The 12,245-nt window shown below is 71.3% G+C and carries 14 protein-coding genes, 1 pseudogene and 1 riboswitch; of the genes and pseudogenes, 11 read left to right on the forward strand and 4 right to left on the reverse strand.

The window, feature by feature from the left end; translation table 11 throughout:
- Positions 1 to 268: pseudogene (locus ACFWTE_RS28105) on the forward strand (hypothetical protein); the annotation flags it as partial.
- A 182-nt stretch (positions 269 to 450) separates the two neighbouring features.
- On the opposite strand, the gene ACFWTE_RS28110 reads toward ACFWTE_RS28105, so the two are convergent.
- Entirely contained in the window at positions 451 to 798 is a 348-nt protein-coding gene (locus ACFWTE_RS28110) for a hypothetical protein (protein ID WP_378782934.1), read from the reverse strand.
- Positions 795 to 1,091: a hypothetical protein gene (locus ACFWTE_RS28115; protein WP_378782935.1), complete on the reverse strand. Its 297-nt coding sequence runs from the start codon at positions 1,089 to 1,091 to the stop codon at positions 795 to 797. The genes ACFWTE_RS28110 and ACFWTE_RS28115 overlap by 4 nt, the downstream gene beginning before the upstream one ends.
- A 206-nt stretch (positions 1,092 to 1,297) precedes the next feature.
- On the opposite strand from ACFWTE_RS28115, the gene ACFWTE_RS28120 reads away from it, so the two are divergent.
- The 3 genes from ACFWTE_RS28120 (at position 1,298) to ACFWTE_RS28130 (ending at position 2,952) form a co-directional block, all read left to right on the forward strand.
- Complete coding sequence (locus tag ACFWTE_RS28120; RefSeq protein ID WP_378782936.1) at positions 1,298 to 2,149, forward strand: helix-turn-helix domain-containing protein; 852 nt, start codon at positions 1,298 to 1,300, stop codon at positions 2,147 to 2,149.
- An 11-nt stretch (positions 2,150 to 2,160) separates the two neighbouring features.
- Positions 2,161 to 2,343 carry a DUF397 domain-containing protein gene (locus ACFWTE_RS28125; RefSeq protein ID WP_378782937.1) on the forward strand — a complete coding sequence of 61 codons (183 nt, stop codon included), beginning with the start codon at positions 2,161 to 2,163 and terminating at the stop codon, positions 2,341 to 2,343.
- Between the two features lie 420 nt (positions 2,344 to 2,763).
- Positions 2,764 to 2,952, forward strand: coding sequence for a DUF397 domain-containing protein (locus ACFWTE_RS28130; RefSeq protein ID WP_378782938.1), 189 nt, complete (start codon positions 2,764 to 2,766; stop codon positions 2,950 to 2,952).
- A gap of 197 nt (positions 2,953 to 3,149) precedes the next feature.
- Here the strand turns inward: ACFWTE_RS28130 and ACFWTE_RS28135 are convergent, their stop codons facing one another.
- On the reverse strand, positions 3,150 to 3,464 hold the full coding sequence (locus ACFWTE_RS28135; RefSeq protein ID WP_378782939.1) for a DMT family transporter: 315 nt from the start codon (positions 3,462 to 3,464) through the stop codon (positions 3,150 to 3,152).
- Positions 3,465 to 3,494: 30 nt separating this feature from the next.
- Positions 3,495 to 3,558, reverse strand: a riboswitch (guanidine-III (ykkC-III) riboswitch).
- Positions 3,559 to 4,003: 445 nt separating this feature from the next.
- Here ACFWTE_RS28135 and ACFWTE_RS28140 point away from each other — a divergent pair.
- The 7 genes from ACFWTE_RS28140 (at position 4,004) to ACFWTE_RS28170 (ending at position 11,266) form a co-directional block, all read left to right on the forward strand.
- Complete coding sequence (locus ACFWTE_RS28140; protein ID WP_378782940.1) at positions 4,004 to 4,408, forward strand: DUF485 domain-containing protein; 405 nt, start codon at positions 4,004 to 4,006, stop codon at positions 4,406 to 4,408.
- Positions 4,405 to 6,105, forward strand: coding sequence for a cation acetate symporter (locus ACFWTE_RS28145; protein WP_378782941.1), 1,701 nt, complete (start codon positions 4,405 to 4,407; stop codon positions 6,103 to 6,105). Before ACFWTE_RS28140 ends, ACFWTE_RS28145 begins: the two co-directional genes overlap by 4 nt.
- Positions 6,106 to 6,629: 524 nt before the next feature.
- Complete coding sequence (locus ACFWTE_RS28150) at positions 6,630 to 7,646, forward strand: sensor histidine kinase (RefSeq protein ID WP_378782942.1); 1,017 nt, start codon at positions 6,630 to 6,632, stop codon at positions 7,644 to 7,646.
- Positions 7,643 to 8,467 (forward strand): LytR/AlgR family response regulator transcription factor, encoded by an 825-nt coding sequence (locus ACFWTE_RS28155; RefSeq protein WP_378782943.1) that lies wholly within the window; start codon positions 7,643 to 7,645, stop codon positions 8,465 to 8,467. The genes ACFWTE_RS28150 and ACFWTE_RS28155 overlap by 4 nt, the downstream gene beginning before the upstream one ends.
- The gene (locus tag ACFWTE_RS28160) at positions 8,464 to 8,856 is read left to right on the forward strand and encodes a hypothetical protein (RefSeq protein WP_378782944.1); all 393 of its coding nucleotides are present in this window, start codon (positions 8,464 to 8,466) and stop codon (positions 8,854 to 8,856) included. Before ACFWTE_RS28155 ends, ACFWTE_RS28160 begins: the two co-directional genes overlap by 4 nt.
- Positions 8,853 to 10,505 (forward strand): cation acetate symporter, encoded by a 1,653-nt coding sequence (locus tag ACFWTE_RS28165; RefSeq protein ID WP_378782945.1) that lies wholly within the window; start codon positions 8,853 to 8,855, stop codon positions 10,503 to 10,505. Before ACFWTE_RS28160 ends, ACFWTE_RS28165 begins: the two co-directional genes overlap by 4 nt.
- Positions 10,506 to 10,582: 77 nt before the next feature.
- The gene (locus ACFWTE_RS28170) at positions 10,583 to 11,266 is read left to right on the forward strand and encodes a hypothetical protein (RefSeq protein ID WP_378782946.1); all 684 of its coding nucleotides are present in this window, start codon (positions 10,583 to 10,585) and stop codon (positions 11,264 to 11,266) included.
- Between the two features lie 70 nt (positions 11,267 to 11,336).
- On the opposite strand, the gene ACFWTE_RS28175 is transcribed toward ACFWTE_RS28170, so the two are convergent.
- Positions 11,337 to 12,110: a hypothetical protein gene (locus tag ACFWTE_RS28175; protein WP_378782947.1), complete on the reverse strand. Its 774-nt coding sequence runs from the start codon at positions 12,108 to 12,110 to the stop codon at positions 11,337 to 11,339.
- Between the last annotated feature and the right edge of the window lie 135 nt (positions 12,111 to 12,245).

Raw genomic sequence — 12,245 nt, forward strand, 5'->3', positions numbered from 1 at the left:
CTTCATCCACGTCGCCGAGGCACTGTACGCGCACGACGACCTGGAGGGCGCCGAACGGTGGGCGACGGTCGGTGCGCGCCGCTTCCTCGACCAGGGTTCCCCGGCCGCCGCGTACCCGCCGCCCCTCCTCGGAGGGCGTCGGGAGCCCTACGTGCCGCCGCCTCCGCCGCACATGCCGCAGTCCTCCTCGGCGGTCGGCTCGTGCGACGGGGGTCGGATGAGGGTCGTGGTCATGGTCCTGCTTCCTGTGGGGGTCACCCGCGGGTGACGGTGAGGGTGTCGCCGCAGTGGCGACAGGTCGCGGTGCGGATGCGGTCGTGAGGGCCGGGCGGGTCCGGGACGTGGTCGTGCTGTCCGGACGTGGTGCCAGGGCATCGGGTCCTGCCGTCCATCGCTCTCCCCGGTTACGAGGGGGTGGGCGCCCCGGCCCCCGGGTCGGGGCGCCCGGTCTCAGAGGGCCGATCGGACGGCCGCGTGAAGGTACGACCGCGTCCTGCGGAGCGGACCGCCGGGGGTACGGGGCGGGGCGGCACCGGCCGCCCCGGCCGCCGTCGTCGGCACGTCGTCGGGCAGGGTCTCCAGCGGGGAGCGCCACGACAGTGGGTGCGGGTGCGGGTCACGCCCGGGGGCGAACACCACGCGGACGACCGGGCCGCGGCGGGCCCCGTAGACCGGGTGGCCCTGGAGGTCCGGGCCCAGGTAGGTGACGCGGGCCCCGTGGGCGGCGGCCCACTGGGCGAGAGCGGCCATGGTGGGCAGGTCGCGGATGTCGCACACGGTGCGTCGGGCGGCGCTCATGCGGCCCTCACCGCCGGGCCGTGTCCCTCGGCCTGCAGGGCGACCGCGATGAGGGTGCCGAGCCGGGGCCGGTCCGCACGACGACGGCGAGCGGCCAGGGGCACCACGGGCGCGAGGTCCCCGGTGCGGCTGCTCGGCAGGAGCAACGGGATCGGGCCGGTGACGACGTTCGGACGGGGCGCGCGGGGCTCGGCCGCGTACCGGCGGACTCGGCCGGAGCGCCGGCGTGCGGCGTCGACCAGGGCGCGGGCCACGGGCCACAGCGCGGAGAAGATGACGAACGGGTATCGCACGAGGCGACTCCTCACAGAGCGTGCCGGGTGGGAAGCCCGGCGGGGGAATGAGTACAACCAAGAAAACATGAAATCCTCAGACTTTCAAGATCTTCAGAGTTTTGCTGAACTCATACCATGAGGATTTCATGCTTTCTGTAGCCGGATGCCCGAATCGCCGACCAGCCGTAACATTCCGAGAGACGCCTCACTGCAGGAGAGAGCCCATGTCCGACACACAGCGCCGCCTCAGCGTGCGACGCCGCCGACTCTCCGAGGAGCTGCGAGCCCTCCGCGTCTCCGCGAGCATGACGCTGGAGGATGCCGCCGCGGCCACCGAGTGGAGCGTGGGGAAGGTGTCGAACATCGAGACCGGCGTCCGCTTGCGACCTTCCGTGGTCGAGGTGCGCGCACTCCTGGACGTCTACGGCGTCACCGACGAACGCCGCCGGGAGTCGCTGTTCGCCATCACCCGCCAGGCCGGGAAGAAGGGGTGGTGGACGAAGTACGGTGACGTCTTCCCGGACGAATTTCCTGTGCTGGAGTCGGATGCGACCGCCATCAGCACCTACGAACCGATGATCATCCCGGGTCTCCTGCAGACCCCGTCGTATGTGGAATTGCTGACGCGGTCGGGCAACCTCGTGCGTGACCCGATCAACATCGCCCGCGCCGTCGACGCGCGCCGCCGCAGACAGGAACTGCTCACCGGGCCGGACCGGCCCGCACTGTGGGCAGTGATCGACGCGGGCGCTGTCGAACGCCTCCGCGCCACCCCGGATGTGTGCCGCGAACAGGCGGAACACCTCGCCGACATTGCCGATGACGGCAACGGGGTGGCGGTTCAGGTGGTGCCGTTCAGCGCGGGCATCCACGCCGGGGCAAAGGGTTCCTTCGTCCTGATGGACTTTGCCGCCGCCGACCCGGTCGTCTACCTGGAGATGGACCAGGACGGCCTGTTCCTGGAGGAGTCAGAAGAAACAACCCGGTACCGAAATCTCTTCAATCATCTCGTCAGCCGATCACTCGGCGTCGATGAGAGCGTCGCCTACCTGCGCGAAATAGCCAAGGCACCCTGAAAGAGCACGCCGTGAATCTCATTCCCGAGACCATCGAATTCCGCACGTCTTCCTACAGCGACCGCAGCAACTGCGTGGCTGTCGCGGACGTCCCCGGAGGCGCGGTAGTCCGCGACTCCCAGAACCCGGACCGTGAGCAGCTGGCGTTCGCCGCGTCGGAATGGGTCGCGCTCCTGCACACCGCCCGCCCGTAGGCACAGAAGCGGGGAGCCCCTGCGTTGGCAGGGGCTCCCCGTTACTCATTCCCGCGCCGAGTCTACCCACCTGGGAGGCGCCCGAACAGCCCGAAATGCCGTGCACCCCCGGGCTGAGCCCCACGAGACCGTTCCACTCATATTCCCAGTTCAAAGCCATGGTGCTTCAGAGGGTGTCATCAATGCGGAGTTCTCCACCGGGGCGTACGACGGGATCGGATCGCCGTTCACCGTCTTGGATTTCCCTGAGCCCCTGGACCGACCATCGTCTATACCGACACTGTGAGCGGTCACCAGTTCGAGGAGGACCCCCGAAGACGTCGAGCAGTACGCCGTGAACTTGGGCATATACCAGGGGCGACGGCCCAGTGTCGTCATGCGCTCCCAGCTCATCGAGGGCATCCGGGAAGAAAGCAGCACATGAATATCACACCTGAGTTCCGTAAGAGCAGCTACAGCAACCACAATCAGAACTGCATTGAGGTCGCGGACCTCCCCGGTCAGCATCTTGTACGCGACGCCCAGAACCGCCACCTCGGACACGTCGAGTACCCGGTCGAAGCATGGACCGCGTTCCTCGCGGTCGCCCAGGGCGACACCGGCCGGTAGACCCCGCACAGCAAGCAGGCCCCCCACCCTGTACCGGGTGGGGGGCCTGTTGCACCTGAGTGCTCGTCGAGCATCGCCAGGAGTCTACTCACCAGGAGAGCGCCCGAACAGACGCCGCGCACCACCGTGTTCTACGACGAAACCTCCTCGGCGCCCGGCCCACTCCGTCCGGGTTCCCCGCCGCCGCACGGCCCGGCTCAGTGCAAGGCCTTGAGCCCGACGACGCCCGCGACGATGAGGATCAGGCACAGGGCCTTGAGCGCGCTGAACCCCTCACCGAGGACGAACATGCCGATCAGCGCGGTGCCGACGACGCCGATCGAGACCCAGACCGCGTACCCCGTGCCCAGGGGGATGGTCCGCAGCGCGTACGCCAGCCCGGCCATGCTCAGGGTCAGGGTGACGCCGAAGGCCACCGTCGGCCACAGGCGCGTGAAGCCCTGCGAGGCGTGCAGCGCGGCGGCCCACGCGGTTTCCAAAAGACCGGAGATCACCAGTACAACCCAGGCCATCGACCCGTACCTCCATGACGTGCGTGCAGGAACGCGCCGTCTTGTCGTACCGGGTACGGCGCACCTCGTCCGGGGTCTCACGGATCATGCCTGCGCGATGGGTCCGCGCGGGCGGTGATGCCTCGGAACCTACAACCCCCTCGGCGCCACCGGGCTTCCGGGTCGGGTGGAGAGGTGTGCCACCGGGCGGGGCCGTACGGGCCACGGCGCCCGCCGAAGGGCCCCGCCCACCGGGCCGCCCCGGCCGGTCCGTCCACCGCGCGGAACCGGACCACGCGCGGTGGCGGACCGGACCGGTGGCCGGGCCGTCCCGTACCGGCACTCCGCCACCCGGCGACCGTTCGTCCCGTACGGCGACCGTTCGTCGCACGGTGGACGACCGTTCGTCGCTCCGCCCCCGCGTTCGGCGCGCACGTGGGCGCGCCCCCTGCTGATGGGGAGTGCCACTCCTTACAGTGCCGAGTAATACAGATCACACGAAGGAGACGCGCTCACGACAGCGCGGCTGTTCCCGCCATCCCCCGGAGGTACCACCCAGCATGGCCACACAACGCCCACCAGAACCGCCCACCCCGCCCCCGGGCCAGGGGGAGGGCCCCTCCGGGGAGCAGCTGTCCGAAGCGGCCGTCATCGCCATGCACAGCGACCCCCGGTTCCTAGCTCTCAAGAAGAGCCTGTTCCGCTTCATCGTCCCGATGAGCCTGGCGTTCATGGCCTGGTACCTGCTGTACGTGCTGATGTCCGCGTTCGGGCGGGACATCATGGGCACCGTCCTCTTCGGCAGTGTCAACGTCGCGCTGGTGTTCGGCATCCTCCAGTTCGTCTCGACCTTCGGGATCGCGATCCTGTACACGAGCTACGCGCGCCGCAAGCTCGACGCCCCCGCGATCGAACTCCGCGACGAGCTGCAGAACAGCACCGCGGGCAAGGAGGACGGCCGATGATCTTCGCGCAGGAGGCCGTGGCGGTCAGCGAGAGCAGCCGACTCGTCACCATCGTCCTCTTCTCCCTCATGATCGCGGCCACGCTCGGCATCACCGTGTGGGCCAGCCGCAACACCCGTTCCGCCACCGACTTCCACTCCGGGGGACGCGGCTTCTCGCCGCTCCAGAACGGTCTGGCCATCGGCAGCGACTACATGTCCGCCGCGTCCTTCCTCGGCATCGCGGGCATGATCGCCCTCTTCGGCTACGACGGCTTCCTCTACTCCATCGGCTTCCTCGTCGCCTGGCTGGTCGCGCTGATGCTCGTGGCCGAGCTCCTGCGCAACTCGGGCCGCTACACCATGGGCGACGTGCTGTCCTACCGGATGCAGCAGCGCCCGGTGCGGACCGCCGCCGCGATCTCCACCGTCGTGGTGTCGATCTTCTACCTGCTGGCGCAGATGGTCGGCGCCGGTGCGCTCATCGCCCTGCTGCTCGGCATCCAGGAGGGCCAGACCTTCCTCGGCATGGACGCGCCCACCGCCAAGATCGTCGGCATCGTGGTCATCGGACTGCTGATGACCATCTACGTGACCTTCGGCGGGATGAAGGGCACCACGTGGGTGCAGATCATCAAGGCCGTCATCCTCATGGCCGGTGCCGCCCTGCTCACGGTGCTGACCCTGTCGCTGTACGGGTTCAACCTGGGCGCGCTCATGACCGACGCGGCCAACGCCAGCCAGGCCGCGGACGCTGGCAACGCCGGCGGGTTCCTGGAGCCCGGTCTGCGCTACGGCGTCGAGGTGGCGGGCGACCCGGTCCAGACCCTCTGGAACAAGCTGGACCTGATCAGCCTCGGCCTGGCCCTGGTGCTGGGCACCGCCGGACTGCCGCACATCCTCATCCGCTTCTACACCGTTCCCGACTCCCAGAGCGCCCGCAAGTCGGTCAACTGGGGTATCGGCCTCATCGGCACCTTCTACCTGATGACGCTGGTGCTGGGCTTCGGCGCGGCCGCGATCGTCGGCCACGAGGCCATCACCGCGCAGGACGCGGCGGGCAACACGGCGGCGCCCCAGCTGGCGCAGGCCGTCGGTGAGAGCATCGGCGGCACCATGGCCGGAGCCGTCCTGCTCGCGGTCATCGCCTCCGCCGCCTTCGCCGCGATCCTGTCCACGGTGGCGGGCCTGGTCATCGCCTCGTCCTCCTCCCTCGCGCACGACTTCTACAACTCGGTCCTGCGCAAGGGGAAGGCCACGGGCACCGAAGAGGTCCGGGTCGCCAAGATCGCCGCCCTGGGCGTCGGCGTGGTCGCGATCGTCCTGGCGATCTTCGCGCAGGACCTCAACGTGGCCTTCCTGGTCTCGCTGGCCTTCGCGATGGCCGCCTCGGCGAACCTGCCCACCCTGCTCCTGAGCCTGTTCTGGAAGCGGTTCAACACCGCCGGAGCGCTCGCCGGTATCTACGGCGGCCTGATCAGCGCCGTGGGCCTGGTGTTCTTCTCCCCGGTCGTCTCCGGCTCCGAGACCGCCCTCATGCCCACCGTGGACTTCGCCTGGTTCCCGCTGCCCAACCCGGCCCTGGTGTCGGTGCCGATCAGCCTGCTCTGCGCGATCATCGGAACGCTCATGTCCAAGGAGCGCGACTTCGACAAGTTCGCGCTGCTCCAGGTCCGTGCCCTGACCGGCGCGGGCGCGGAGAAGGCCTCCGACCACTAGGGCGTGTTCTACGGATCATTCCGGGCTCGCAACCGCCAGGCTGCCTCTCGCGGCGCCGACTGCGCTTGGACAGCCAAACCCGGGCTGACCTGCGCTACTCGTCTTGCGAGAGATTGCCAGGCTGCCTCTCGCGGCGATCGGCGTTCCGCCGAACCAGCCGAAAGCATCCGCAGAACACGCCCTAGGGAGCGCGAAGCTCCCCGGCGACCATCGGACTCGGATGAACACCGGTGGCCCACTCCCACCGGGGACCTCCCGCCCCGGCACGGCCACCGCCCCGAGTCCCTCCCCGCGGGCCCGTCACCCCTCACCGGGTGGCGGGCCCGCGGTACGTCCCCGGCGCGCCTCTTCCGGGGGAAGCACCCGGCCCTCCCTGGCAAAATCCGGAAAGGTGGCTCCTGCAACGTGAGCGTTGACACAGTTTGCTGGGATATGGTCAGTCCGTGTCGTACCGGTGGCTGTCGCGGATGTCCCCCTCCCGACGGCGCCCTGCGTCGTCGGAGCAGCGGGCGAGCGTCGATCTGATGCGCCAGGTCCACGCCCTCGGCGTCGACCTCCAGGACGGGTTGCACGGGAGGGGTGTCTCCTCGGCCGCCCGCAGACTGCGCCAGCTCCTCGCCGCCGAGGGCGTCGTGCTCGCCGACCTCGACGGGCCGGTGGCCTCCCACGGCTCCCGGTTCGACCCCCAGGACGTGGAGGGGCTGCTCGCCCAGGTCTTCGAGTACGGGAGCAACGCGCGGGGACGCCTCCCCGACGGTTCCGCCGTGTGCGCGGTACCCCTGACCGTGGCCGACGAGCTGGCCGGGGCCCTGGTCGCGTCCGGCCACCCCGCGGAGACCGACGTCGAGGCCGCCGCCGCACTGGTGTCCGACGCCCTGGACCACGCGGCGCTGCGCCGGGCCCGCGACCGGATCGCCGCCGCCGACCTGCGCACGCTCCGCGCCCAGATCTCCCCCCACTTCGTGCACAACGCCCTCGCCGTGATCGCGGCACTGGTGCGCACCGACCCCGACCGGGCGCGCCACCTGCTGTCCGACTTCGCGGACTACCTGCGCTACGGCTTCTCCGAGAAGGGCGACTACGCGACCGTCTCGGACGAGCTGGAGGCCACCCAGACCTACCTCGAACTGCAACGCGCCCGCTTCCACGACCGCCTGGACATCACGGTGCGCATGGCGCCGGAGGTGCTGCCGGTCGCGATCCCCTTCCTGGTGGTGCAGCCGATCGTGGAGAACGCGATCCGGCACGGGCTGGAGCGCAAGGAGGGGACGGGGCACATCAGCGTCTCCGGCTTCGGCGAGGGACCGCTCTGCGTCATCGAGATCGAGGACGACGGGGTGGGCATGCACCCGGAGCTGGCCCGCGCGCTGCTGGCGGGAACCGGCCCCGAGTCGCGCAGCGTCGGACTGGCCAACGTCGACCAGCGGCTGCGGGCCGTCTACGGACCCGAGTACGGTCTGGTGATCGAGACCGCGCTGGGGGAGGGGACGAAGGTGACCGTGCGCGTACCGAGGTTCATGCGGGGGGTGGTGGCCCAGTGAAGCCCGAACTGCGGGTGCTGGTCGTCGAGGACGAGGCGTCCACCCGCCAGGAGATGGCGTCCCTGCTCGCGGACATGCCGGAGGTCGCGGAGGTGCACGTGGCCGACAACGGCGCCGCCGCCGTGCGGCTCCTGGGGACGACCACCATCGACGCCGCGTTCCTGGACATCCTCATGCCCGGGCTGAACGGCATGGACGTGGCGCGCGTGCTGAGCGTGCTCTCCGAACCGCCCTCCATCGTGTTCGTGACCGCGTCCGAGACCCACGCCGTGGAGGCGTTCGGTATCGGCGCCGTGGACTACCTGCTCAAGCCGATCCGCCCCGAGCGCCTGGCCGAGGCCGTGGGCCGGATCGCCCAGCTGCGCCGCCCGACGGGGACGGCGCCGCCCGCAGAGGACCTGCACGTGGTCCAGATCGACACGGGTCGGCGCACGGTGTTCGTCAAGCGCGACGACGTGCAGTTCGTGGAGGCCCAGGGCGACTACGTCCGCCTGCACACCTCCGAGGGCACCCACCTGATCCGCCTCTCCCTGTCCTACCTGGAGGAGGTCTGGGAGTCGGCGGGGTTCGTCCGGGTCCACCGGGGGTTCCTCGTCGCCATCCCGTGGGTGCGGGACCTGCGGGTCACCTCCTCCTCCGGTCTGGTCGCCGGGACCCCGGCGGGTGACGTGCCGGTGAGCCGCCGCCACGGCCGCCACCTGCGCGCCCAACTGCTGGAGGCCGCCCGCCGCGACCAGCTCGGGCGGTCGGCGAACGCGCAGGGGGCGCCACCGCGGTCCAGGGACGGTGAGCAGGACCAGCAACACCGGCAGGAGCCATGAGCCCGCGCCGTGAGAAGCTGACCAGCCCGCAGACCCGGATCGCGCTCGCCCGGGGCAACCGGCCCGCCCAGCACCTGCTGCCGATCCCCGAACCGGTGGACACCGAAGCGGCGCGACGGCTCTTCCACGCCCAGCGTCGGACGGCCGTGCGCACCGTCGCCCTGTTGACGGTCCTGCTGTTCGGCATGAGCGGCGCGTTCGCCGCGTTCCCCGTCCTCGGCCACGTCCGGTTGGGGGGCGTCCCGCTGTCGTGGCTGCTCCTGGCTGCGGGGATCTACCCCCTGTTGTTCGGGCTGGCGCTGTGGCACGTCCGGTCGGCCGAGCGCATCGAGCGGCGGGCGGCGGCGGAGGCCCCCCTGCGGGCGGAGCCCCGGGGGCGGGAGCGGTGATCTCGGTCCTGGCGATAGGCCTCGTCCTGGTCACGAGCCTGGTCATCGGCATCTACGGGGTGCGTGCCGCACGCTCCACCTCCGACTTCCTGGTGGCCTCCCGGCGGGTCTCCCCCAACTGGAACGCGCTGGCGATCGCCGGGGAGTACCTGTCCGCCGCCTCCGTCCTCGGGTTGTCCGGCCTGCTGCTCAAGAACGGCCTGGGCACCATGTGGTACGCGGTCGGGTTCGCGGCGGGCTACGTCGCGGTCGTGGCGCTGGTGGCCGGGCCGATGCGCCGGTCGGGGGCGTTCACCGTGCCGGACTTCGCCGAGTACCGGCTGGGCGCACCGCGCCTGCGCAAGCTGTGCGGCCTGATCGTCCTGGTGATCATGCTGTTGTACCTGGTGCCCCAGTTCAAGGGGGCCGGTGTGGTGCTGAGCCTGGTCAGCGGCACGCCCTACTGGGTGGGGGTGCTGCTCGCCGGGGTGGTGGTGAGCGGCTCGATCGCCGCCGGCGGCATGCGCTCGGCGACCTACGTGCAGGCCTTCCACTACGTCGTCAAACTCGCGTTCATCGCCATCCCCGCGATCTACCTGGTGGTGTACTCCGGACCGGAGACCAGGGCGGAGGCGCTCAACCCGGAGTGGGGCACGCACTTCCCCGAGACGACCCCGGTGGAGTTCACCGTGGGCACCACCTTCAGCCTGGACGAGCCGGTGACGGTGACGACCACGTCCGGCGACGAGGTGGAGCTCTCCGCGGGGGAGCACACGGTGGAGCAGGGCACCGAGTACGTGTTCCCCGAGGGCGCGACCATCCCGCACCCCGACGGGCTTCCCGAACTGGGCAGCGAGCGGTGGAGCACCCCGCTCCTGGACGTGGGCGGCTACCCGCTGTTCGAGACGTGGTCGACCCTGCTGGCGATCACGTTCGGCTGCATGGGCCTGCCGCACGTCATCATGCGCTTCCACACGAGCCCGACGGCGCGCACCGCCCGCCGGGTGGCCGTGGGCGTGATCGCCCTGCTCGGGCTGTTCTACCTGTTCCCGACCGTGTACGGGCTGATCGGGCGGGTGCTCACACCCCAACTGGTCCTGCTCCAGGGCACCGACACGGTCGCGGTGGTGCTCCCCGCCCAGGCCGTGCCGGGGTCGGCGGGCACGATGTTGACCGCCCTCGTCGCGGCGGGCGCCTTCGGTGCGTTCCTGTCCACGTCCTCGGGGCTGCTCCTGGCCCTGGCGGGCGGGCTGTCGCACGACCTGTTCCAGGGGAGCGTGCCCAGGCTGCGGCTCGCGGTGGTCGTGGGAGCGGGCGTGGCGGTGCTGCTCGCGCTGCCCGCGCAGATGATCGACATCAACGTGCTCGTGGTGTGGGCCTTCACCGTGGCGGCGTCGACGTTCTGCCCTCTGCTGGTGCTGGGCATCTGGTGGCGGCGGCTCACCCTGCCCGGTGCGGCGGCCGGTCTGGCCGTCGGGGCGGTGACCGCGACCGGCGCGGTCGGGTGGACGATCCTGTTCGCGACCCCGGCCGGGTGGGTGACGGTGGTGCTGGCCCAGCCCGCGGCGTGGACCATACCGCTGGCCTTCGGGACGATGATGGCGGTGTCCAAGCTGACGCAGCCGCCCGACTGGGCGGAGCACGCGGTGCTGCGGCTGCACTCCCTCTGAACCTGCGGTTTCGGGGGCGGAGGCCGCGCCGACCACGTACGATCACCCCGTGCCCCGTTCGAGCCACGAGGAGTAACGTGCCTGCCTCCCGCCACGCCCTTCCCGCCCTGCTCGCGGCGAGCGCACTGCTGCTCACCTGCGGCGCGGCGCCCTCGCTCGCCGAAGAGGACCCCTCCGTGGACGTCGGCCCGTCGGGGGTGGGCGTGCACGCACCCCCGGACGTCCGGGTGGAGGTCCGGCCGGGGTCGCACGTCCTGGTGTGCGCCGGTGGCACACGGGTGGTGGTGCACCACGGCGGGGCCCCCGCGTGCCCGGCGCCCGAGCCGCCCGCACCACCCGTACCGCCCGAGCCCGAGCCGCCCGCACCGGAGCCGCCCGCACCGCCCGAACCGGAGGTCCCCCCGGCACCGGAGGAGCCCGAACGTCCCGGGGAGCCCGCCCCCGTGCCCCCGGGCGCGCCGGGCAGGGAGGTGCCCGGGGACGTGCCGGGCGCCAGTGCTCCCGTCCCCGGCGAGCCGGACCCGGAACCGGCGGCGACGGTGCCCGCCACGGCACCCGCGCAGGACCCGTCGGAACCCCAGGACGCCCCCGCGGCGGAGGAGCCCGCCCGCGAGGTCCTCCTCGCGGACACCTCCGCGATCTCGCCCCAGGACTCCGGCAACGCCTTCACGCCCCTGCGGACCATGGTGATCGTCGCGGCCGTGGCGGTGGCCGCCGCCGTCGGCGGGGGCCGTGCCGCCGCCGCCCGCTCGTCGGGCTGAGTGAACCGCCCGTCGCCGGCCGGAGTACGGACCGGCGACGGGCGCAAGGCCGGGGAGAGGCGGCCGGGACCTACCGGGCGTCGATGGCGACGTCGGCCCGGTCGAAGGCGGCCAGGGCGGCCTCGATACCGCCGGGGTCGTTGGCGAGCACATCCGTGAACGGGGTGCCCAGGTAGAACAGCAGGAGGGTCGTGGCGAACACGAACACGAGGTTCACCGACGCCCAGAAGTAGGCCACCGTCGCCCCCCGCTTGATCATGACGAACGGCAGTACCGCGAGGGCCACGGCGGAGACCGCCGCGATGAGGAGCAGGACGGACGGGACCCCGTCCCCCGCCGCGTTGCCCCGCTCGATGCGCGCGTCACTGAGGTTGGTGACCTCCTGGCGGGCGGTCAGCCGGTCCAGGCCGTCGCCCGTGTCGGCCACCGACAGCACCCGGACGGACGCGGCCAGGACGGCGAGGGCGTCGTCGCCCTCGGTGCTCAGCTCCCCGTCCTGCTCCATCCGCGGCCAGTCCTCCTCGACGACCGTGGTCAGGTAGTGGCGCAGCTGCTCGCGCACCACCTCCGCCTCGTCCTCCGGGAACGCGGTGGTGCTCCAGTACAGCGCCTGGGCCGCCCCCGCCTCCGTGGCCACGCCGTCCTCTGCCGCGGTGTAGTCCTCCCAGCTGATCACCACCCCCATCGCCGCCGCCACGAGGTAGAGCGCGAGCGCGCAGGGGGCGATGACGACGCCGACGGCGCCGCCGGACGACTCGTCGCTGACACGGAACTTCCGGGCGGCCAGGAACGCGCCGCCCACCATGGCGAGCAGGAGGGCGAGAACAAGGATCGTGGTCATCATGCGGGTTCCCTCGGGGGTGAGGCGGGTCTGTACCCCATCGGTAGCACGATCCCCCTCGCCCTCTCAGGGAAAGGGGAGAACACCCGGAAATGTCCCCCGGCGCCGTGACCAGCGAGGGGCGCGGGTGCCGTGGCA

It is taken from the genome of Nocardiopsis sp. NPDC058631 (assembly GCF_042716955.1).
In the GTDB taxonomy this organism is placed as follows: domain Bacteria; phylum Actinomycetota; class Actinomycetes; order Streptosporangiales; family Streptosporangiaceae; genus Nocardiopsis.

Bases quoted from the DNA above. Each gene is read 5' to 3' on its own strand.
- ACFWTE_RS28110 (WP_378782934.1), bottom strand. From the start codon at position 798: ATGAGCGCCGCCCGACGCACCGTGTGCGACATCCGCGACCTGCCCACC.
- ACFWTE_RS28120 (WP_378782936.1), top strand. From the start codon at position 1,298: ATGTCCGACACACAGCGCCGCCTCAGCGTGCGACGCCGCCGACTCTCC.
- ACFWTE_RS28130 (WP_378782938.1), top strand. From the start codon at position 2,764: ATGAATATCACACCTGAGTTCCGTAAGAGCAGCTACAGCAACCACAAT.
- ACFWTE_RS28135 (WP_378782939.1), bottom strand. From the start codon at position 3,464: ATGGCCTGGGTTGTACTGGTGATCTCCGGTCTTTTGGAAACCGCGTGG.
- ACFWTE_RS28140 (WP_378782940.1), top strand. From the start codon at position 4,004: ATGGCCACACAACGCCCACCAGAACCGCCCACCCCGCCCCCGGGCCAG.
- ACFWTE_RS28145 (WP_378782941.1), top strand. From the start codon at position 4,405: ATGATCTTCGCGCAGGAGGCCGTGGCGGTCAGCGAGAGCAGCCGACTC.
- ACFWTE_RS28150 (WP_378782942.1), top strand. From the start codon at position 6,630: ATGCGCCAGGTCCACGCCCTCGGCGTCGACCTCCAGGACGGGTTGCAC.
- ACFWTE_RS28160 (WP_378782944.1), top strand. From the start codon at position 8,464: ATGAGCCCGCGCCGTGAGAAGCTGACCAGCCCGCAGACCCGGATCGCG.
- ACFWTE_RS28175 (WP_378782947.1), bottom strand. From the start codon at position 12,110: ATGATGACCACGATCCTTGTTCTCGCCCTCCTGCTCGCCATGGTGGGC.